Origin of the sequence: Yoonia maricola (assembly GCF_002797915.1) — a bacterium.
Lineage (GTDB): Bacteria > Pseudomonadota > Alphaproteobacteria > Rhodobacterales > Rhodobacteraceae > Yoonia > Yoonia maricola.
Genome location: NZ_PGTY01000005.1, coordinates 75,653 through 96,758 on the forward strand (window position 1 = coordinate 75,653; position 21,106 = coordinate 96,758).

Annotated in this window: 23 protein-coding genes; 13 read left to right on the top strand and 10 right to left on the bottom strand. The window is 56.6% G+C overall.

All coding sequences use genetic code 11. The features are described 5' to 3' along the window. The first annotated feature begins 218 nt into the window (after window positions 1-218). Entirely contained in the window at window positions 219-1,313 is a 1,095-nt protein-coding gene (locus tag BC777_RS18810) for a Fic family protein (protein ID WP_100369768.1), read from the top strand. 467 nt (window positions 1,314-1,780) lie between these two features. Next, the gene (locus BC777_RS18815) at window positions 1,781-2,308 is read left to right on the top strand and encodes a hypothetical protein (protein ID WP_168769227.1); all 528 of its coding nucleotides are present in this window, start codon (window positions 1,781-1,783) and stop codon (window positions 2,306-2,308) included. Between the two features lie 329 nt (window positions 2,309-2,637). Here the strand turns inward: BC777_RS18815 and BC777_RS18820 are convergent, their stop codons facing one another. Continuing rightward, window positions 2,638-3,327, bottom strand: a complete 690-nt coding sequence (locus BC777_RS18820; RefSeq protein ID WP_168769228.1) for a helix-turn-helix domain-containing protein — start codon at window positions 3,325-3,327, stop codon at window positions 2,638-2,640. Between the two features lie 471 nt (window positions 3,328-3,798). Between BC777_RS18820 and BC777_RS18825 the strand changes: the two genes are divergently transcribed. From BC777_RS18825 to BC777_RS18830, 3 genes are all read left to right on the top strand, one after another. Continuing rightward, window positions 3,799-4,812: an alpha/beta hydrolase family protein gene (locus BC777_RS18825; protein ID WP_133122599.1), complete on the top strand. Its 1,014-nt coding sequence runs from the start codon at window positions 3,799-3,801 to the stop codon at window positions 4,810-4,812. 377 nt (window positions 4,813-5,189) lie between these two features. Further along, window positions 5,190-5,348, top strand: coding sequence for a hypothetical protein (locus BC777_RS19425; RefSeq protein WP_168769229.1), 159 nt, complete (start codon window positions 5,190-5,192; stop codon window positions 5,346-5,348). Between the two features lie 33 nt (window positions 5,349-5,381). Next, window positions 5,382-6,389 (top strand): ABC transporter ATP-binding protein, encoded by a 1,008-nt coding sequence (locus BC777_RS18830; RefSeq protein WP_100369772.1) that lies wholly within the window; start codon window positions 5,382-5,384, stop codon window positions 6,387-6,389. Window positions 6,390-6,436: 47 nt separating this feature from the next. Here the strand turns inward: BC777_RS18830 and BC777_RS18835 are convergent, their stop codons facing one another. Continuing rightward, on the bottom strand, window positions 6,437-7,468 hold the full coding sequence (locus tag BC777_RS18835; RefSeq protein WP_168769230.1) for a sodium:calcium antiporter: 1,032 nt from the start codon (window positions 7,466-7,468) through the stop codon (window positions 6,437-6,439). Between the two features lie 100 nt (window positions 7,469-7,568). Here BC777_RS18835 and BC777_RS18840 point away from each other — a divergent pair, with 100 nt between their 5' ends. After that, window positions 7,569-8,711: a site-2 protease family protein gene (locus BC777_RS18840; RefSeq protein WP_245834499.1), complete on the top strand. Its 1,143-nt coding sequence runs from the start codon at window positions 7,569-7,571 to the stop codon at window positions 8,709-8,711. Window positions 8,712-8,723: 12 nt separating this feature from the next. On the opposite strand, the gene BC777_RS18845 is transcribed toward BC777_RS18840, so the two are convergent. Further along, the gene (locus BC777_RS18845) at window positions 8,724-9,884 is read right to left on the bottom strand and encodes a cation:proton antiporter (RefSeq protein ID WP_100369774.1); all 1,161 of its coding nucleotides are present in this window, start codon (window positions 9,882-9,884) and stop codon (window positions 8,724-8,726) included. A gap of 10 nt (window positions 9,885-9,894) precedes the next feature. Next, window positions 9,895-10,041, bottom strand: coding sequence for a YajG family lipoprotein (locus tag BC777_RS19430; protein WP_168769231.1), 147 nt, complete (start codon window positions 10,039-10,041; stop codon window positions 9,895-9,897). 133 nt (window positions 10,042-10,174) lie between these two features. Between BC777_RS19430 and BC777_RS18850 the strand changes: the two genes are divergently transcribed. The 5 genes from BC777_RS18850 to BC777_RS18870 all read left to right on the top strand — a co-directional run bounded on the left by BC777_RS18850 (window position 10,175) and on the right by BC777_RS18870 (window position 14,434). Then, complete coding sequence (locus BC777_RS18850) at window positions 10,175-11,302, top strand: ABC transporter permease (protein ID WP_100369775.1); 1,128 nt, start codon at window positions 10,175-10,177, stop codon at window positions 11,300-11,302. Window position 11,303: 1 nt separating this feature from the next. Further along, window positions 11,304-12,080: an ABC transporter ATP-binding protein gene (locus BC777_RS18855; protein WP_100369776.1), complete on the top strand. Its 777-nt coding sequence runs from the start codon at window positions 11,304-11,306 to the stop codon at window positions 12,078-12,080. Then, complete coding sequence (locus BC777_RS18860) at window positions 12,080-13,258, top strand: MlaD family protein (protein ID WP_100369777.1); 1,179 nt, start codon at window positions 12,080-12,082, stop codon at window positions 13,256-13,258. The genes BC777_RS18855 and BC777_RS18860 overlap by 1 nt, the downstream gene beginning before the upstream one ends. A 5-nt stretch (window positions 13,259-13,263) precedes the next feature. Next, window positions 13,264-13,872: an ABC-type transport auxiliary lipoprotein family protein gene (locus tag BC777_RS18865; RefSeq protein WP_100369778.1), complete on the top strand. Its 609-nt coding sequence runs from the start codon at window positions 13,264-13,266 to the stop codon at window positions 13,870-13,872. A 73-nt stretch (window positions 13,873-13,945) separates the two neighbouring features. Beyond that, complete coding sequence (locus BC777_RS18870) at window positions 13,946-14,434, top strand: ClbS/DfsB family four-helix bundle protein (protein ID WP_100369779.1); 489 nt, start codon at window positions 13,946-13,948, stop codon at window positions 14,432-14,434. A 196-nt stretch (window positions 14,435-14,630) separates the two neighbouring features. Here BC777_RS18870 and BC777_RS18875 read toward each other — a convergent pair whose 3' ends face one another. Together BC777_RS18875 and BC777_RS18880 are read right to left on the bottom strand one after the other, a co-directional pair. Continuing rightward, window positions 14,631-16,115, bottom strand: coding sequence for a phosphate ABC transporter substrate-binding/OmpA family protein (locus BC777_RS18875; protein ID WP_168769232.1), 1,485 nt, complete (start codon window positions 16,113-16,115; stop codon window positions 14,631-14,633). 388 nt (window positions 16,116-16,503) lie between these two features. After that, on the bottom strand, window positions 16,504-17,241 hold the full coding sequence (locus BC777_RS18880; protein ID WP_245834501.1) for an endonuclease/exonuclease/phosphatase family protein: 738 nt from the start codon (window positions 17,239-17,241) through the stop codon (window positions 16,504-16,506). Between BC777_RS18880 and BC777_RS18885 the strand changes: the two genes are divergently transcribed. Next, a complete protein-coding gene (locus tag BC777_RS18885) occupies window positions 17,240-17,881 on the top strand; it encodes a DUF2238 domain-containing protein (RefSeq protein WP_100369781.1) in 642 nt (213 codons plus the stop codon). The two genes, BC777_RS18880 and BC777_RS18885, sit on opposite strands and share 2 nt — an antisense overlap. A gap of 143 nt (window positions 17,882-18,024) precedes the next feature. Here BC777_RS18885 and BC777_RS18890 read toward each other — a convergent pair whose 3' ends face one another. The 3 genes from BC777_RS18890 to BC777_RS18900 are packed head-to-tail and all read right to left on the bottom strand — an operon-like array spanning window position 18,025 to window position 19,611. Further along, complete coding sequence (locus BC777_RS18890; protein WP_168769233.1) at window positions 18,025-18,402, bottom strand: heavy metal-binding domain-containing protein; 378 nt, start codon at window positions 18,400-18,402, stop codon at window positions 18,025-18,027. Window positions 18,403-18,416: 14 nt separating this feature from the next. Next, window positions 18,417-18,722, bottom strand: coding sequence for a chaperone modulator CbpM (locus BC777_RS18895; protein ID WP_100369783.1), 306 nt, complete (start codon window positions 18,720-18,722; stop codon window positions 18,417-18,419). A gap of 4 nt (window positions 18,723-18,726) precedes the next feature. Continuing rightward, complete coding sequence (locus BC777_RS18900; RefSeq protein ID WP_100369784.1) at window positions 18,727-19,611, bottom strand: DnaJ C-terminal domain-containing protein; 885 nt, start codon at window positions 19,609-19,611, stop codon at window positions 18,727-18,729. A 121-nt stretch (window positions 19,612-19,732) separates the two neighbouring features. Between BC777_RS18900 and BC777_RS18905 the strand changes: the two genes are divergently transcribed. Then, complete coding sequence (locus BC777_RS18905) at window positions 19,733-20,584, top strand: universal stress protein (protein WP_100369785.1); 852 nt, start codon at window positions 19,733-19,735, stop codon at window positions 20,582-20,584. Window positions 20,585-20,698: 114 nt separating this feature from the next. Here the strand turns inward: BC777_RS18905 and BC777_RS18910 are convergent, their stop codons facing one another. Then, window positions 20,699-21,094, bottom strand: coding sequence for a c-type cytochrome (locus BC777_RS18910; protein WP_100369786.1), 396 nt, complete (start codon window positions 21,092-21,094; stop codon window positions 20,699-20,701). Window positions 21,095-21,106: the final 12 nt, after the last annotated feature.

Consider the following 21,106-nt stretch of genomic DNA (forward strand, 5'->3'; position numbering starts at 1 on the left):
TTTGTGCTTTTGGCAACTGAAGCTTTTGGGATGACACCGCTGGCTTTGCCGACAAAGAAGACAAAGCCCGGAACGCGGGTTGGTTTGGCTTGCTTTTGATGGAGCCCTCAAAATAGGCTTTGCTGAGAATAGATCTAGCTTTCTCCGCATATTTTGCGGATATTATCTTGCCCTTGCGGAGTTTGCGTGTCATAATATCCGCAACATGTGCGGATATTATGACTTACATTCATGAACGCGATGACTGGCCGGATTTCATATGGGACAACGCGGCGTTGTCGTCCAAACTGGCTGCTGTCCGTCACAGGCAAGGTAGGCTTTTGGGCCGGATGGAGGGGCTTGGCTTTGATCTGCGCAACGAGGCGATGTTGCGCACGCTGACAAGTGATGTTGTCAAAACCAGTGAGATTGAGGGCGAAAGCCTGAACCGCAATCAGGTACGCTCATCCATTGCGCAGCGGTTGGGCATTGATATCGGGGCGCTGGCCCCCGCGGACCGGCATGTCGATGGCATTGTCGAGATGATGCTGGATGCCACCCAGAACTATCAAAAGGTACTTGACCCTGATCGCCTGTTCGGTTGGCACGCGGCGATGTTTCCCACCGGACGCAGCGGCATGACAAAGATCACCGTTGGCCACTGGCGACCTGGGCCGATGCAGGTTGTGTCCGGACCCTACGGGCGCGAGCGGGTGCATTTTGAAGCACCCGCTGCTGACAGGCTGGATGCCGAGATGGACCGGTTTCTGAAGTGGCTTGATCGCGCGCCCGACACTGACCCTGTGATCAAGGCGGCGATTGCGCATCTATGGTTTGTCACGATTCACCCGTTTGAGGATGGCAATGGGCGGATCGCGCGGGCCATTGCAGATATGGCGCTCACGCGATCAGAGGACAGCTCGCAACGGTTCTATAGTATGTCGACCCAGATCAGGGCGGAACGAAAAGTCTACTATGAAATCCTTGAAAGCACCCAAAAGGGCGGGCCTGATATCACGCCATGGTTGATCTGGTTTCTGGACTGTCTGGACCGCGCCTTTGATGGGGCAGAGGAGATTTTGGCCAACGTCTTCAAGAAAGCCCGGTTCTGGGAACTGCATGGTGATATGACGCTGAACGCCCGGCAGCGTGACATGCTCAACCGGCTTTTGGACGGGTTTGAGGGCAAGCTGACAACCACGAAATATGCCAAAATTGCAAAGTGCTCACAGGATACAGCCTATCGCGACATCACCGGACTGATCGAAATGGGCACGTTGACGAAGAACGAGGCCGGCGGGCGCAGCACAAGTTATTCACTTGTGGTGGGGTAATGTGGTGTGAGTTTCGCAATTTATCGAAACTCCCGTGTGAGTGAATTCAACAAGTTTAGTTTCTATTGCGGCAGAGAGGGCGGGGCAGATCCCTTGCCAAGCCATTCGGGAACAACCTGTCCGTCAGGGGTCGCTCACCGTTCAGTACGGTTTTTGTCTATCGGGCTGCCAAAACCTGCGGTTTTGATGTCTCATATAGCTATTACGGTAATGATGTCACATAAGGGATCATAAACGGACACCTGACGTTCATGCAAAACGTAGCGAATGACAGGGCTGAGCCCAGAGTTCCAGATGCTGCGCTCCACGCGCGTGACTGTTTTGACGCAAACACACCCGCATGCTTTCAACGCAATCATCTAACCGTTGGGTTTCCGGTATCTCTCGCGATAAGGCATCGCGTTGGCGATTGAACGCATCTAGGCTAGGTGTCGCCCATCTTGTAGCAACGAACGAGGGACGGCGACATGGTGCTTAGAATTTGGGGCAGACACAACCATTCATATGACGCGATATACGTGTTCTCAATGAAAGGTGTTAGCGTCTCTGGTATGAAAACCGAGCAATGCTTGACCCTTATAAATGATACGTTACGCGCCCAAACCGATGCGACAGACGTCTGCGACTGCCCTCAGGTCATCGACGTTTCCAACGGAAACACGCAGCTAGTTGGGGTCAAGGTTCCACGCGACAAAGAATTAATCCTTGCAGAAACCTGGAATGATATTGTTGGTACTGAACAAGCGCGATGCCACACGCCGCATCATGGCATCGCCACCATGAAAAACGGCCAATTGGATTGGTTCGCAGCGGTCTGCTTTATGTGTGACAATGCGTCTATCATCGGCCGTGCGGCAACAGAGCCGTGGCGCAAGTTATTGAGCTTAGAAAACGCCTCGGAACCAGTGCCTGATCTCAAAAACATCGTCGAAGAACTCCATGGTGGTGAATTCTCTGATCGTGCATTCTACAAAAAGGGGCCAACTGATTGGTAAACTATGTTATTTCTGAACCCATCCTGTGAAGGCTTTCCGGTGTGACGTTACCGAAATCCTGCAATGCCGCGAAGGGCAGCTTTCACAGTATATGCTGAAACCTTCAACAACTGCTTTAGTTTTGAACGGGGTTTGTGGCTGCGTCATACGCGGTGTGTAGCGGCGTGCCAAAAACGAGGGTTTTAGGTGCGCTTGGTCATGATACCTTCATGCTGAATAACACTCATGGAGTTGGAAATTAAGGTAAGCGCCGGTTTGGTGACACCCAACCGCCAATTTCTATGCGATCATTGGAGAGGTGGGGTGCAAATGGCGGCGAGGAGCCCATTTTACTGATCTTCTGCAATGCCGCTAATGTCTGCTTTCGATGACATCACATTTGCCAACCACTTGCTTGGATTGGTACCGGTGATGCGTAAGAATTCACGGTTAAAATTGGATTTTGTGTTGAATCCAGAAGACAGCATCGCAGCGGTAACAGTCGCTCCGTCGATCAAAGCCTTTTGCGCTGCGGCGATCCTTGCATCGTTTACGTAGCGCGATACATTTTCCCCGGTTTCTTGATTGATTATCGTGGACAGGGTCTTGGCAGGTACGCCAAGTTTGCGCGACAATCGTGCCAGCGTCAGATCAGGGTCAAGATAGGGGCGATGATCCGCCATGTAGGCCTGAACACGCTGCCATACGTGTTGCTCGGCTTCAGTACTGGTGCGTAGCGGCTCTTCTTCGCTCGTGTCTTCTGCTTGCAGATGGCTCGAGAGGCTGATGATTCCGATCAACAATAAGTTTCCGATAGAAAAAAGACTGATAATCCAAGGTTGAAGGTGTCCAAAGCCCGATGCGATTGCGGCTACAATCATTATATCACTGAGCGCTGAGACGACTAGCGCCGCTCCGATCACATGCCAGATACGCGAGGGCAGATTGCCATCCACCAGAAAGGCGCGCGGTTGTGCGTCTGGACCTTTGTGCGACACAATGAGGATTGCGAAACCGTAGATGGCAAAAGCACTCGGCACGAAGATATCTAGAAAATTGGGTGCGGTGATCAGCGCTGCAACCGCAGTTATTGGCGCCAAGAGGTGAAGCAGGTCTGAGTTTCTGACGGGGCGCACTGCGGTCCACTGAAACGCGCACCATGCAGCGGGAGGGATAAGTGTCGCAGTGATCGGCTGAACCATCCGCATACCAGGAACCAGATAGTGCTGAGCAAGCGCCAAAATCCCTGTCTGCAACGCGCAAACTGCCAGCAAGATTGCAATGGGGCTTAGCTTACCGCGTGTGACCCACAACCTAAGGAACAGAAACATCAAGACAGCAGATGCGAATACGGGGATGGGCAGGCTTGGCATGGGACGACTACTTTGTGATCAATGCTGCATTGCTAGTCCTAAAACCGGATCTTGACGACCTAAAACCGGTTCAAGGACGCCAACCAGTCGTCGCGTCCTCCATGATTTGGGACGTAACCTTAGAACTGGAGAAACCTTATGAAAAATTTCGTAATTACTATGGCACTGATGGGCGCGGCTTCTTCTGTGATGGCTGACCCCGCTGGCGTCAGGACGGCTGAAATCGAAATGCCCCACCATAACAGTCAGGCGGGTATATCGATCTGGTACCCCAACGGCGGCGGCGGCGATCTGGCGGTCGTCGCTGAAAACCCTGTTTTTCACGGAGTCGAAGCTGCCGTTGACGCAGAAGTACATGTCGGCACCCACCCGATCGTCATGTTCAGCCATGGCATGGGGGGGACCACGCGGGCGCAGGCTTGGCTTGCATCTGGTCTTGCGGAACGCGGGGCGATTGTTGTGTCGGTAAATCACCCAAACTCGACTTGGGGTGATTTCGACATGTCCAAGGGGGTAAATCACTGGACACGGGTTGCTGATATGTCGATCGCACTTGATGTCTTATTGGCTGACCCCGCGTTCGTGGATCACGTTGATACGTCGCGGATCATGGCGGCAGGGTTTTCCTATGGTGGGTGGACTGCGCTTTCGATGGGTGGATTGACTGGGAACCACGCAGGGATAATTGAGACTTGCAGGGAAAGACTAGATGAAATGGAGGCCTGCGCCATGCTTATGTCCGAGGGCGTTAACATGCCAGGGATTGATCCCGATGTCTGGAATGAAAGTTATGCGGATGCGCGGATCACACATGTAACGGCGATTGACCCGGGATTTGTCTGGGGGCTGACGGCAGCTAATGTGGCCGGCCTTTCGCCGAACGTGCATATGATCGGTTTTGGCGGCCCTCTTGATCGGATGCGTGCCACAAACTTTGACGAAAGCGGATTGACTGACCTGTTACCCAATGCCCGTTTTACGCGCTTTGATCCAAGCTTTCACTTTACTGCCATGCCGTTGTGCAAACCCGCTGCCGAAGAAATCCTAGAGGAAGAGAATGACGACCCGGTATGTACCGACCCTGACGGAACTGATCGGGCGGCGGTGCATACCGCAATCATCGACATCATAGCGGAAGAATTGGGTCTTTGAGCAAAGCAGCCGTTCACCTGCAAAGAGCGTGACGGCTGCTTCGTCCCGCAAGGCGGACCTTCGACACGCATGTTGTCAATGTCCGCTGTGTGTGGTGGGGGCCGATGTGGTATAATAAAAACATCCTGTTTTAATGCGGAATATGCACTTCGAATGTACCCCACCCCGACCTACACTTCGCATAATGAAGTTTATGTAATATTATAAGTCCTCGGTTTTGAGGTAGCTCCGGCCTCACCTTTGGCGAAGATAGGCAGCGGGATGCCGAAAAACGATCATTCATCTGCATCCATCACCCGATTGATATCGCTCAATCCCTTTCAGATGCGCCGTGCAAGCTTTCTCAAAGCAAGGCAGTTTTTTGGAGGAAATGTAAAATGGGATTACTTGCCGGTCAAACTGGGCTGACTTTCGTTGCAGAAGGCGCGCATGTTGCAGTGTCAGATATCAACGATGATCAGGCACAGACTGTCGCTATGATCGAAAAGGCAGGTGGCACTGCTGTTCCGACTGATGGCGGCTATGTTGCGCAGTAACGATCCGGCCATGCGCAAGCAGGTGCAATTCTCATGATTGCGTTGCGCCTGACAGAGGTTCAGAAATCCTATGGTGACAACCATGTTTTATGTGATGTGAGCCTGACCATTGAGGATGGCGAATTTATCGTCATCGTTGGCCCTTCGGGCTGTGGCAAGACGACTTTATTACGTGTGGTTGCCGGGCTGGAGATGCCTGACGATGGCCAGATCGAACTGTTCGAAGAGGTCGTAACCGAGATGTCCCCGGCCCAGCGGGGCGTTGCGATGGTATTTCAGTCTTACGCCCTTTACCCGCATCTGACAGTGTTCAAGAACCTTGAATTTGCATTGGAGCTGGCGCATCTGAGCCGCGATGAAATTCGGCAGCGGATCACGGATGTCGCCAATATTTTATCGCTGGCGGACTATCTTGATCGCAAGCCGTCAGAACTTTCTGGTGGGCAGCGCCAGCGGGTCGCCTTGGGCCGTGCGCTGGTGCGCCAACCGCGCATGTTTTTGTTTGATGAACCCTTGTCGAACCTTGATGCGGGCCTGCGCATGAACACGCGGATCGAGATTGCAGAACTGCACCGCACCCTGAAAACGCCAATCCTTTATGTCACCCACGACCAGACCGAAGCGATGACCCTGGCTGACCGCATCGTCGTTATGCGCGCTGGCCGGATTGAGCAGGTCGGCCAGCCGCTGGAACTATACAACAACCCTGTGAATCGCTTTGTGGCAGGTTTTATTGGTTCTCCTGCGATAAACTTCTTGGGTGGCGACCTGTTGCCGGGGGCCGGTGCTGCCAGTGTCGGGGTCCGGCCAGAGCATCTGCGGGTGGTTGAGGATGGCAGGTTGCAGGGCAAGGTTCTGCATTATGAGCGTCTTGGCACCGACACCCATGTGATTGTCGATCTGGGTGATACGCACCAGCTGACCGTGCGGCTGGTCGGGCAGTGGGAATTTGATCTGGATGCGCCAATCAGCCTTGATTTTGATGATGACAAGGTCGTTTTGTTTGATGCGCAGGGTGATCGGATCGTGAATAACGTGTAGCGGGGCGCCACCATTGCTGTATCTCAATCTGGTGTTTGTCCGGCACGCTAGCGCACATAATAATACGCCAGCAGACTCGCTCCGAAGGTGACTATCACCAGTACCGAATCCAGCCCAAGCACCCCTACCTTGGGTTTGCGCCGCACGATCAGGCCTGTCAGATAGATCGCCGTCACCACTATCCCGAAGGACAGCGCAAGGCTGACTGTCGTGGACGCCCCTTGCAGGATCGGGCCGCCGCGATAAAGGATGTCGGCGGGGAAGACCAAGACCAGCATGATCAGGTTGCTGCCGAAGATGTTCGAGATCGCCATCGTGTAGGCACCCAGCCGGGCTGCGGTGATGCTGGTGGTCAGTTCGGGCAGGGATGTCGCGGCGGCCAGCAGTGTCACGCCGATGAAACTGGTGCCCAGCCCTGATTGCACTGCGATGCGTTCTGCAAAGAGAACAAGCAGCAGCCCAAAGACAAGGATCGCAAGACAGGCCACGACCGATTGCAGGATCAGCGCATGGTTTGTCGTCTTGTCATCGTCTGCGGTGGCCAGAAACGGGCGGTCTTGGGTGTCGGGCAGATCAACCGGGATCCAGTCGCTCGACCCGTCATAGCGGCGCAGAATCCAGATCGTGCCGGCGTAGGTGAGCGCGATAAACACGCTGCCTGCACCGATTTGAAACACCACGACTGTTTCGCCGGTGGTGGTGATGATCAGTGTGATTGCCAGCAAAAGCACCAGCAACGTCGCCTCAAGCGCGTGATTGGCTTTGCGCGGATAATTTGTAATCGCGCCCCGCGCCCAGAAATCTGCTATCCCCAGAATGGCTGTTTGCAAGGCGATACCGCCAAACAGGTTGTTCAGCACCAGATTTTGCGCCTGATTGATCGCCGCTGACAGGGTTGTGGCCACTTCGGGCAACGATGTCGCCAAAGAGAGCAGCAACAGACCCACCAACGATTTTGCCAGTTTGAAGCGGTCCGACAAAGTGTCCGCCAGATAGGCCAGCCGCGCCCCGGAAAACCACACGACGCCCGCGCAAAGCGCAAAGATCAACAGGCTGCTGGTCAAGGATGTGGCGGGCATAGTCATGCGCCTTGCCTGACCGACAGATGCGGGCAGCATTTTGACATTGCTCAATCAAGTGTCTGTCAGTCGGTGCTATTTTACGCACAAAGGCGGTGTCATGATGTTCTCAAACGCGATCAAGTTGTTTCGACTGGGTGGATTTGATATCAAGCTCGATCCCAGTTGGTTCCTGATTGCCGGTTTGATCACCTGGACGCTATCGACCCAGTATTTCCCCCTGACCTTGCCCGGTCAGACGATGGCTGCCTATGTCACGCTTGCTGTCATTGCGATGCTGGGGTTTTTTGCTTCGCTTTTGTTACACGAGATCGCGCATTCGGTGGTGGCCCGCCGCTATGGCGTGCGGATCAAGGGGATTACGCTGTTTTTGTTCGGTGGCGTGGCGGAACTGGAGAGTGAGGTGCCAACTGCCAAGGCCGAGTTATGGGTTGCGCTGGCCGGGCCCGCAATGAGCGTTTGCCTTGCCGTCGTGTTCTGGACCGTCAGTTGGTTGTCCGAGCTGACCTTGGGCGCCCCTGCCCTGACGATCGTGCTGGTCTATCTGGCGATGATCAACATGATCATTGCCGTGTTCAATATGGTCCCGGCCTTTCCGCTGGATGGCGGACGCGTGCTGCGGGCCTATCTGTGGAACCGCCACGGCGATGTGTTGCGTGCCACCCGGATTGCTGCGCAGTCGGGAACGGTTTTTGGATATGCGCTGATGATCTTGGGTGTGTTGGCGCTGTTTCAGGGGGCTGTGACAGCGGGCCTTTGGTATATCCTGATCGGGTTTTTCGTGTTGGCCGCCGCCAAGTCGGCGTTTCAAAACCAGCTGATGCAAAGCACCTTTGAAGGCAAGACCGTGCGCGCCTTGATGATCCGTGATCCGGTTATCGCCTCGCCTGAGTTAACCCTATCAGCGTTCGTCAATCAGGTGATGTTGGCGGAACGGGTCAGTTTTGCGCCTGTTGTGGCCGATGGTGTGCTGATCGGGCAGATTGATAAGGATGTGTTGTCGGCGATTGATCGTGACAATTGGACCAGTACGCGTGTCGGGGACGTGTTTGCGGGGCTTGATGTGGCGGCCACGATCCCGCCGGATATGCCGATTGACGCGCTGCTAAAGCGTATCGCTGAGACCGGCACGCGCAAGTTTCTTGTAGTGCAGGATCACAAACTGTTGGGGGTTGTCACGCTGGCCAATCTGATTGGGCATCTGCATGACACCGACCAGAGCAACCGGCGCAAGGTGTGGTAGGCGTGTTCCACGCTACTTACCCTGCGTAGTCCGTTTGATCGCATAGGCCGTGGCAAGTGGCCCCAGAACCTCGAACACTACTGTGGTGCCGATTGTCAGCGCGATGATCTGGGAGCCCCAGTCTGGAAATCTTTGTGCTGCGATCAGGGCCATCCCAATCGCCACACCCGCCTGCGGCAAAAGCGCGACCCCATACCAGCGCGCTTCTTGTTGCGGGACGCGGGCGATGCGCGCGCCAAGCCAGCCGCCAAGAATTCGCGCGACGATCCGCAGGACGATAAAGCCCAGACCAATTGCACCTAGGGTGGTCGCGACGGCAAGGTCCAGCGCACCGCCTGCGAGGATGAAAAACAACACAACAAACGGCCATTGGATATGTTCGATTTCATGGAACGCCTTGGTGTGATGGGCGGCCAGATTGACGATGACCGCCCCAACCACCATGCCGGTGATCAAAAATGACACCTCCAGCCAGAGCGACAGCCCCGCACTGAGGAAAACCAACGCCAGCGCCTCGATCTGCAAGGGTTCGCCGTCGCGCAGGCGCCCTGTCAGCAAGGCCGCAGGCGCCCCGATCAGCAGCCCCAGTGCAATGGCACCAAGAATTTCCCATGCGGCAAGCGATAGCCCGGCGATATCCTGATGCCCCTCTAACTGCGCCACGATCACGAGTACGACACTGAACACCAGCAGCCCCCAGACATCATCAATAGCCACGATCCCTTTCAGCGTGCGGCCAAAGCTGTTGTTGATCCCTGATTGCCGGATCACATCATTGGTCGCCGCCGGATCCGTTGCTGTGGCAATCGCCGCCAATAACAAGGCCAGCCCCAGCGGCAGGCCGATTGCCACAAGGCTGACGCTGATCAGCAGGATCGTCACCGCGATCACCGCAAGCGAGATCAGGATGATTTTTTTGCCGTTCGCGCGCAGGTCCTTGCGGTGCATTGCCCCGCCCAGCAGGAAGGCCACCATCGTCAGCGCAATCACCGACAACATGTCGTACCACGCATGCAAATCCGCCGGGATCACGTCAAACCCGGCCCCGCCTGCCGCAAGACCAATGAACAAAAACAGGGTCACCCGTGGGAACCCTGTTTTACGAGACATCAGATCAGCCGCCAGACCACCCAGAAACAGCGCGCCCAAAGCGATCAAGGATGCAGGTTGCATGAGCGCCGGCCTAGAGTGGCAGCACGGTGCAATCAGCCGCATCAAGTGTCAGAACCGGATCATCGGGTCCGCATTCTTCGCCTGATATGGGATATGTCCCCTCAGTGGCGCAGCCCGCCAATATCAAGATGGCGAATAGGGGAATAATTCTCTTCATGACGGACCTCTTTTGGTGGTGTGGATGTTCGAAAACCTAACTGCGCGTAGGCCCGCTCAATTGATGTATATCAAGGCCGTTGGATTTGACCTTGATCAACATATGTCGCAGATTGCGGGCATAAGGTATTGAAATGAATGCAAGCGCCTTACTTCTCCGCGATCAAAAGACACCGCCGCAAATCACCCTTTCAGAGGGTGTTTTGGCGCTGAAAGGCGACCTCTTGATTAGCACCATCGAGAGCCTTGATCTGCGCCAGAGTGCAGGCGACACCATTGATCTGAGTGGTGTCGGGCAATTTGATACTGCCGCGGCTTGGGCGGTGGTAACGCTGGAACGCCGCTTGCAAAGGGCGGGTGTTTCGCCGGTGATCACCGGGGCCAACGCATCGCAATTAGATATGATCAGCACCCTACGGCAGAACATGCCCGAAGGCGACGCGCCAAAGCTGCCGCGCCTCACAATTGTGGATCGATTGGAAAACATCGGGCGTGCCACTGTGTCGGCTATGCAGACGGCCTTGTCGATGGTGGCCTTTCTGGGCCGGGTGGTCGCAACAATTGTCGGCTTGATCCTGCGGCCCACACGGATCAGAGGCACGGCCATTGTTCACCATATGCAGCAGGTCGGACTGAGTGCTGTGCCTATCGTGGCCTTGATGGCATTTTTGATTGGCGTGGTGCTCGCGTTTCAAGGGGCCGCGCAACTGCGCCAGTTCGGGGCCGAGGTGTTCGTTGTCGATCTGATTGCCATTTCGATCCTGCGCGAGTTGGGTATCCTGCTGACGGCGATCATCGTCGCGGGCCGCTCTGGCTCTGCGTTTACAGCCGCCATTGGCGCAATGAAAATGCGCGAAGAGATTGATGCGATGCGCACGCTGGGCATTGATCCGATTGAGGTTTTGGTCGCCCCGCGTGTGATCGCCCTGATCGTGATGTTGCCCGTGCTGGGCGTCATCGCCAATTTCGCGGGGCTTTTTGGTGGCATGGTGATGTCGTGGATCGAATTGGGCGTCGCGCCGGGCGTATTTCAGGCACGGTTGCTCAGCAATACGGATGTCTGGCACTTTGGCGTTGGTATGATCAAGGCCCCGTTTTTTGCGCTGATCATCGGGATCGTGGGTTGTTTTGAAGGCATGCAAGTGGGTGGCGATACGGAGTCACTGGGGCGTTTAACCTCGACTTCGGTTGTCGTGACGATCTTTCTGGTCATCACAGCAGACGCCATGTTTTCGATCTTTTTTTCGATCGTTGGGGTCTGACATGGCAGAACCACCTATTATCAGCGTACGTGGTCTGGTGACGCGATTTGGCAATCATACGATTCATGACGGGCTTGATCTGGATGTGCGCAAGGGCGAGATTATCGGAATTGTCGGTGGTTCGGGCACCGGCAAATCCGTTCTGCTGCGCGCGGTTGTCGGCCTGCTGAAACCAGCCGCAGGGCAGATCACTGTGTTTGGTGAAAATGTGCGCGATACCGGTGTGGCCGATTATCGCCGCCTGCGCCGTCGCTGGGGCGTGATGTTTCAGGACGGGGCGCTGTTTTCATCGCTGAGTGTGCAGCAAAACGTCGAAGCGCCGATGCGTGAACAACTGGACCTTTCCCCGCAGACACGTGCCGCACTGGCCGCGATAAAGGTGCGCATGGTTGGCCTGCCAGAGAACGCCCTACAAAAAATGCCGTCAGAGCTGTCAGGCGGGATGCGCAAGCGCGCGGGCTTTGCCCGGGCCATCGCGTTGGACCCCGAGATTGTGTTTCTGGATGAACCAACCGCCGGTCTTGATCCGATTGGTGCGGCGGAGTTTGACGCGCTGACGGCCCAGTTGCGCCGCACTCTTGGGCTGACCGTGTTTCTGGTGACCCATGATCTTGATACCCTGCATGCGATCTGTGACCGTATCGCCGTGCTGGCCGAGGGCCGCGTTCTGGCGACTGGCACGATGGCGCAGATGCTAGAGGTCGATCATCCTTGGGTGCAGGCCTATTTCAAAGGGCCTCGTGCCCGTGCTGCACTGATCCAAAAGGAAGCAAGCTAATGGAAACCCGCGCGCATTTCGTTATAGTTGGGTTGTTCACCATCCTTGGAATAGTGGGTGGGCTGGGTTTTTTTCTGTGGCTGGCGAGCGTACAGGTCGACCGGCAATATACACGGTACGGCGTGGTGTTTGAGAACGTCACCGGCTTAAACCAATCGGCTGCCGTGCTGTTCAACGGGATCAATGTCGGTAGCGTTATGGGCATCCGTATCTGGGAAAACGATCCCAGCCAAGCCTATGTGAGTGTTGAAATTGACGCGACTGTACCGATTGCAGTGGATACAGTGGCACGTCTGGAATCCTCAGGTGTGACCGGGGTAGCTTATATTGCCCTGTCAGGCGGTGCGCCCGGTGCGGCGCTTTTGACGCCAGAGGCCGATGGCGTGCCCATCATCGCCTCGCGCCAAACGTCGTTTCAAACCTTGATGAGCGACGCACCAGACCTGCTTGAGGATGCCGCGACGATCATTGCGCACCTGCAAGAACTGACAGGCCCCCAAAATCAGGATCATGTGCGCAGTATATTGCAGAATATCGATGATGCGACCGCAGGGTTGGATCAGGCGTTGACCGATTTTTCTGAGATATCAGACACATTGCTTGCGGCAACAGCACAGGTCACCGGTTTTGTCGAAGGGTTTGAAGGTGTCGGTCCGGCCACGCAATCGACCCTCGCTGCCGCTGACAAAAGCTTTGCCGCGATCACCGAGACGTTTGAAAACGCCAACACAGCGATTGATACGCTTGGCCCCACGATTGATCAGGCGCATGATGCGATTGCAGCCATCAATACGCTGGTCACTGAAGATGTGAGCCCCCTGGCCGACGATCTGCGCACCACCCTGGGCAGCGCCGATCAGGCCTTCACCCGCGCAGACGAGGTGATGGCAACCGACCTGGGCCCTGCGCTGGCGGATGCGCGGGACGCGCTGAACGATCTGGCCGAGGCTGCAGCGGCGATTACGACGGATGTGCCGGGGATCATGACCGACCTGCGTTCTGGCGTGGCCGAGGCCCGCGCGGCCATCGCAGCCATCACCCCCGGTATGCGCGATTTCGGGCAGTTGGGTGCCGAGGCGCGGACTGTCGTGCGATCATTCAACGACCTGCTGCGCCAAATCGCACAGGACCCATCGGGCTTCTTTCTGGATAACCGCGTCCCTGAGTATCGGAGGTAGCCATCATGACCCCGTCCCGTCGTCTTTTGTTATTGGGTGTGATCGCTTTACCCGGATGCACGGCGCTTGATCTGCTGGGCACATCAAGCACGTTGCGCGATATCTACGCCTTGCAACCTGTCAGTGTCCCGGCCCAAGCGGTGCGATCATCGCGCAGCCTGCTTGTGGTGACGCCTTCGGCCCCTGCCGCAATCACCACCGAACGCATTTTGATCAAGCAAGACCCGCTAACAGTAACCTATTTGCCTGACGCAAGCTGGTCTGATGCTGTGCCTGCCATGTTGCAATCGGTCCTGATACGGTCGCTGGCATCGGCAAATCAGATCGGTTTTGTGGGCGCACAAGGCGACGGACCGATCCCTGATACGGTGTTGCTGACGCGGATCGACGCCTTTGGTGTGGAACGGCAGGCGGACGGTGCTTTGTTGGCGCAGGTCTCATTCGAGGCTACCGTGTTGCGCGACCGGGATCAGCGGGTCCTGGGCACCCGACGCTTTGCCCAGTCGGTTGCGCTGGCCGATGATCAGGCTAACACAATCGCGCGCAGTTTTCAGATGATATTGGATGAATTGCTGCCCGAAGTGGTGGCTTGGGTCTTGGCACGGGCGGCATAGGTCATTTGATTTTTCGCAACCCGCGGACAGCGGGGCGTGATGTGGTTGGTCAATCATTAAGGAGAGTATGGCCATGGCCGCCACATCAAAGACCGAACTGATCGCTGTGACCCAAAAGGAATACGCCAAGCTGCAAAAGCTGACCGCGTCGATTGATGCGCCGACTGCGATGCAAAAGCGCGAAGAGGATACATCCATCAAGGATGTCATCGCGCACAGGGCGCATTGGATCGCTCTCTATCTGGACTGGTACGCCGATGGGTTGGCGGGCAAGACCGTCTATTTCCCTGCCGAAGGGTACAAATGGAACGACCTCAAGCGCTATAACGCGGATCTGCGTGCGCGGCAGGCAGATATGGACTGGCCCCAAGCCGTGGCCCTGTTGCAGGCAAACTACGATCAGTTGATGGCGTTTCTGCAGCGCACATCCGATGCCCAGCTCTATGGCGGGCCGATGCAAGGGGCGAACAATAAATGGACCCCCGGCCGCTGGGCCGAGGCCGCAGGACCAAGCCATTTCCGTTCAGCGGCAAAATACTTGCGAGGCTGTTTGCGGGGGTAGCGTGCGGATGGTCATTCGCGCAGTGAGCCGCCGTGCGCGCAAGATGTGGTGAATGTTTGGTTTGCGGACTTAGCTGCCGTCTGTCGTTCTTGACGTAACGTCCGCTTTCGCCTTTTCTTGGTATCGGACAAAAAACGCAAGGCGCCAGCAGGATGCTGACGCCTTTTTCAATTGTGTCGTGTTCTGTTGGGGTAGATTACCGCAGAACTGACCGGCTGTTTGGCAACCGCAGCCATACTTCGACGCGGCGGTTACGTTCACGTCCGACTTCGTCTTCGTTGCATGACAATGGCAGCAGCTCGCCATAGCTGATCGGACGCAAGCGTTGGGCATTCGGTGTGGATAGCGACCGGGCCAGCACGCGGGTCACTGCGTCTGCACGGTTTTGTGCCAGCGCGGTATTCCGCGTCCGTTCACCGACCGAGTCAGCGAAGCCAACCAACAACACTTCCAAACCGTCAAATTCACCTGCTTCCATACGCGCAGCCAGTTCGCCGATGTTACGCTCGGATTCGACGTCCAGAATGCTGGAACCTGTGTTGAAGCGGAAAGATACGCTTAACCGGTCTGCGCCACGCAATTGCTGCATCATGTCGGAGTATTGTGCACCGTCAAAGTCAGGTTCGACTGCGGCCGTATGCACCAGCATCATGCCCATATCTTCCAGGCGCATGCGCTCCAGCTCACGGTCGATGAAGTTGCTTTCCTTGATGTAGGCCTGTGCTTCGCCTGTCAGGGTCCAGTCAAGGAAAGCCTGCGCTTCGGGGTGAATGGTGCCCGGTGCCGTGTAGGCATAAAGGCGGCGCGACAGCGCGTAGCCTTCGATCTTCATGCGAAAGTCGGTAGGTGGTGACAGAAGTCCACAGCTTTCGCGAATATCCAGCAAGTTGACGTCGTTTGTGCGCGCCAACCAGCGGCCGACAAAACCGATGCCGCCGCGGTCAGCCATGACCGCATCAACCATGTCCTGATAAGCGCTCCAACGCGTCACATTTGCTGTTTCATCGCGGCCATTTGGACGCACCAACGCATCCATCATGACGGCACGGTCGCCCGAGCTTTCACTGAAAGAGTTGATGGTGATTGGCACATCGCCGCCGCCCAATTCCAGCCAGTTTGTGATTTCGCCCGACCAGATTCTCGCAATTTCAAGCGATGTCAGGTTGCGCACAGGGTTATCGGGGTGCGTGATCATCACGATGCCATCGACGCCCAGAACGGTTTCATCCGGCGTGTCGCGCAGATCTGGAATACCGGCCACCGCCAGCTTTTCAACATCGCTGTCTTTCATCCGGCGATCAGCGACACCAATGGCTGCAAGGCCTTCTGCAAGCGCGGGGAATGCGCTGCCGGAACCTCGTGTTTGTAGGTCAATTTCGGCGCGTAGCGTGCCGTCGGCGTTCGTCAGGCGTACGATACGTTCCGCTGCGTCGTCGGTTGCTACAATTTCATAGGTTGCACCAACAGCGCTGGCATAGCCCCGCAACAGATTGGGGATCAGTGTTGTGCCAACGGTGCGGGACCCGTAGATGCCGAACTCTGGCCCGTATTCTTGCCGCTGGGGGCAAACAATGCCGGTGCAAGTGACGTTGCCTGCCTTGATGCGCAATGTGCCCAGACCGTCTGCCTCGACAATATAGACATTGTCCTCGAAGCTCAGCAATTGGCCGGTGATGGACATGGATCCGTCATTTGACTCTAGCTGGATAGGGGCATTCTGTTGGGCGGTGAGGGGCGCTGTAGCGAGCGCAAGGATGGATGCCACCACGCCCATTTTCAGGCCGAGGCGGCCCAAAGTTTTAGATTTAAAGCATGTCATCATAACACTCTTTCATTGTTAACACTGCGACAAATCTGTAGATTAAAAATTCTGGCATAAGTATGGCAAGTCTTCTTATACTGCCTAAAAGGTAGTCAAGTGGCGTAAAGATTACGCAGAGTAATGCAATTTCCAAAACTTCATCTACTCAGCTTTGTTAGTTCGGATTCTAGCTTCTAGACTTCTTCTCACGGCAGTCTCCGAAGCCGACATCACCTATGTTGAAGCATTCGAGCAATATGGGCTCCTTTCAGACATCCGCCCAAATCGGCAAATGATCTGATGCCCGTCTTGCCAGCGCGCTCTCATCCACGCCGGCGTCCGCAAGGTTCAACCCGTGCCCAAGTGCTACCCGGTCCAGTGCAGCAATAGGCCGGGCGGCATGGAAGCTGCGTCCGGGGCTGTGCAGGGTGAAATCATCCTGCAACGCCTCGAACCCACGTCGCGCTGCCCATTCGTTCATATCGCCGATGACAACTGTATTTTCTGATGCGCTGACTTGCGCGGCAATCGCCTGCAACTGGCGACGGCGCGACCTGCGCAGCAGACCCAGATGCACGCCAATGACGCATAGCCCGTCGTCCAGTGTGACCGATACGGCCCCGCGCGGCTCTGCCCCCGGCAGGGTGATCTGCCCATGATGCGCCACACCAAAGCCACGGCGCACCAGCACGGCATTGCCGTGGAAACCAAGGCTCACATCATTGCTGGCCAGCGGCACCACCTCAAAATCTGTATGCCGGGAAATCATATCGCGCGGTACCGCAGCAGGACGGTCACCCAACCGCCGATCGGCCTCTTGCAGGGCAATCACATCCGCGTCCAGCCCGTTAAGCACATCCAGCACTCGCCCCGGATCGCGGCGCCCATCAAGGCCACGGGCTTTGCGGATGTTATAGCTGGCAATCCGGCGTGGCCGGTGCTTGAAAGACTGTGACATCACCTGCATATAGGGATCAGACGCCTTAATAAAAAGGGGCAAAGTCATGATCCAACAGCTTCGACAACAAAGCATCCTGGTGCGCAGCCTTTGGGCACTTTTGCTGCTGTCGGCCGTTGCTGCCGCCTTTGAGGGGCGCTGGTCGATGGTGTTTGTCGCGCTGGCCACATTGGGCCTGTCTTTTGCACCAATCCTGCTGGCCAACCGGCTGAACATCACCCTGCCCCTGCCCTTTGTGGCGGCAACGACCGTTTTTGTGATCGCCTCGATTTTCATGGGCGAGGCGTTTGATTTTTATGAACGGGTCTGGTGGTGGGACATCGCGCTACATGGGTCATCGGCCATCGGATTTGGGCTGATCGGCTTTGTCTTTGTGCTGATGATGTTTGAGGGTGACCGCTTTGCCGCCCCGCCTTGGGCGATGTGTCTGGTGGCATTCGCGCTGGCGGTCACGGTGGGCGCCTGCTGGGAGATCTTTGAGTTCGCGATGGATCAATGGTTTGGCCTGAACATGCAAAAATCCGGCCTGATGGACACGATGGGCGATCTGATCGTCGATGTGATCGGCGCGGGGCTGGCCAGTTGGCTGGGGTATGCCTACCTGCGCGCCAAGGACCGCAGTTTCTGGACGTGGCCGATTGACCGGTTCGTCGCGCTGAACAAGCGGCTGTTTCGCAAGCATCGCTAGCCTTTCAGCATGAATGAAGGTTTGACGCCGCGGCTTGGACTGGCTTGATTGTGTGGCACAAGTGCAGGCTAATGACGCGTGAGGCAGACCACCGCATGTATCGCGCGCAACAAGCGGCTAATTTGCAGCCGGCCGCAGGGTCACTACCCTGCCAATCGCACCGCCGTTCCGACCCCGCTGATCAGCGTCATATTGGGTGCGCCATATCCAACTGGCGTGTACTGGACCGACACCGCAATCACAGCATCAGCGCCCAAGGCGATGGCCTGTTGTTTCAGCTCAGACAGCACGATTTCAACGCCATCCTGTACCGTGGCCTCGACCACCTTGGCGCGCCCATTCACTGTTGCTTGCACCGAGGCAAAGGCATCGCGCAGCACACCTATCCCAAAGACACATTGGGATGAAATGATCGCAATGCGCTCTGCAACCTCAAAGTGCCCGTGATCCTCGGTTGTCATGATCACGCAAGGCATTGCGCCTGATTTGTCGTTTTCGCGTTCCAAAGATGTCTTTTGCATTTGTTCCATCTGTGTCAGGCACCCATCAATGCGAGTTTGCGCGCCAATGCGTCGCGTTCTTCGATCAGATCCAGCACCAGTGCGACACCAGCCACATTCAGTCCCAGATCGCGCATCAGCCGCGCTGCCTTGCGGGCGCGGGCGATGTGAGGTGGGGTGAACTCCCATTCAGGGGCGCTTTGGGCCACGGGTGTCACGACACCGTGGTCCACCAGCGTGATCACCAGATCGGTGTTGGCGTCACAGAATACCGTCAATTCCGACAGCGACAGCGTTTCGACCATTTCGACGCGCAGGTTGCGGGGTTTTGCTTTTTTCATGGGCTTACACTCCGAGTTTTGCACGCGGGTTGAAGGGCTGCGCGCGGGCCAGTTTTTCATAAAGTGCGCGGGCTTCTGTTGAGAGTTTCGGCGGGTTCACAAGGTGCAGTTCTGCATAAAGATCGCCCTTCTGCGCCGCTGGTATCCCCCGGCCCTTCAGCCGTAGCTTTTGGCCCTGCCGCGCATTTGCGGGGATGTTCAGATCAACAGCACCAGTGGGCGTTGGCATGCGCACCTTACCGCCAAGGGCGGCTTCCCACGGGGTGATAGGCAAGGTTACATACAGGTCGCGCCCTTCGATCCGGTAGATCGGATGCGGTTGAAAGGTGACCTCAATCAGCAGATCACCGCCCTCAACGCCCTGCCCTGCCAAGCGCAGGTGCTGGCCGGGCAGCACGCCCTTGGGGATGGCCAGATCGATGTGGCGGGTTTGCATCGTCGCATGGCCGGTCTCGTCGATTTGCGGGGCTTGCAGCGTCAGGGTCGTCTTGGCCCCCGCGATGGCATCCTCAAGTGCGACCTCAACCACTGCATGCTGATCGTGTCGCCTGGATCCCGCCCCAAAACGCTGGCCAAAGAAATCGCGGAACATGTCAGGGTTGATATCCCGCTCATCAAAGGCATAGCCGCTTTGCCACGGACCCGTCTGCGCAGGATCAGGGCGCGGCTGATCCCAATCTGCACCAAAGCGGTCATATGCCGCGCGCTTTTCAGGATCGCTCAGTACCTCATAGGCAGCCCCTGCCGCCTTGAACTTGGCGTCAGCTTCTGCACCGGGGTTCACGTCGGGATGATATTTGCGGGCCATCTTGCGGTAAGCGCGTTTGATGTCATCGGCAGAGGCATCCTTGGGCACACCAAGCGCCTGATAAAGAGCTGTGTCAGCCATTGGGGTCGTCTCACGTTGGTTGCCCTGACCCTAAGTATTCGGGGTGGCGGGCGATTGACTAATCTCAATCCCGGCGGGGCATGCCGCACTAGGGTGGCGATGCACGAAACAGGAGGCCATCATGACAAACGCGACATTCCTCGCCCTGCAAGGCCCAGACGGCACCACGGCTGATCTTGCGCCTATCGTAGACGCGGCCCGCGGGCAGAACGGACGGCTTAGTGTGCTGCATGTCGGCGCTGTGCCGCTTCTATCCTATTCGATTACCGCGTCGCCCTATGCGATGCCCGTCGTCCCCGAAGGATGGCTGGGCGAGCGCAACAAGATGGCAGCACATCTGGCCGAAAAGCAGGCACAGACGCGGGCGTTTTTGGGAAAAGAGGGTCTTACCGGTGAAGTCGCCACTCTTTGCGCTGAACCATCGGCGATGCATGATCTTGTCGCGATCCGGGCGCTCTTTGCTGATGTCAGCGTGTTGCTGGACAGCCTGCGCGACAGCGACACGGCGTTCAACAACATCGTTTACGGTTTGCTGTTCGAAGCGCCGGGTCCGGTGGTCCTGAATGTGGAACAGAACGGCAAAGCGCTGGCCCCTGAAAACGTGTTGATCGCGTGGAATAGCGGCGTACCGGCTGCGCGTGCGGTGCGCGCCGCCCTGCCCCTGTTAAAAACCGCGAAAGAGGTCACCATCGCCAGTTTCGACGCCGATCCCTCACGCTGGGGTGATGGCGATAATCCCGGCGCTGATCTGGCAACTTGGCTTGCGCATCACGGCTGCAACGTGGTCGTGCAGGAGTACGTCACGGGCCGCAAATCCGTGTCAGATGCCATTGTGGGACGTGCGCGTGAACGCACCGCTGATCTGGTCGTCATGGGGGCCTATGGGCGTAGCCGCTGGAACGAGCGTTTCTTTGGTGGCACGACGGAGTCGATGATCAAACAGCAGGACATGCCTGTTTTGCTGGCCCATTAACAACAGGTAAGCTGCGGTTTTACTCCCTGCGCAAGCTGCATCTGGACGGACGTGGGCCGGAGACAGGGCGTTTTCACCACCATCGATGGTGATGGCCTTGCCGAATACGAGACGTCACTCTTGCAGCGTTTCAAGATAGGTCACAAGGTCAATGATCGGCTGGCTGGTCATGATCAAAATCCCATCGTCCCCGCGCATGGCCACGCCTTTGCCTTCAAAGAAGGGTCCAAACAGCGGCATTGGGCTGCCATGCGACAAAAGCGGGACACGCCCATCAACCTTGGCGACCAGATAGGAAATGGGGAAGGTCCCGCCGGCCTTGGCGCTGAGCTGTGTCAGATCACTGGGCGGGATCATCAGCACCTGTGACATTGGGCCAGCCCCTTGGGCATCATTGCCGTGACAAGTGGCACAATGATTTTCAAACAGGACACGGCCAGCGTCGGTGTTTTGTGCGACGGTGAAGGTCGGGATGATGAAAAGGATGAGTGATACAACAAGCGGTTTCATGATGTGCCTTTC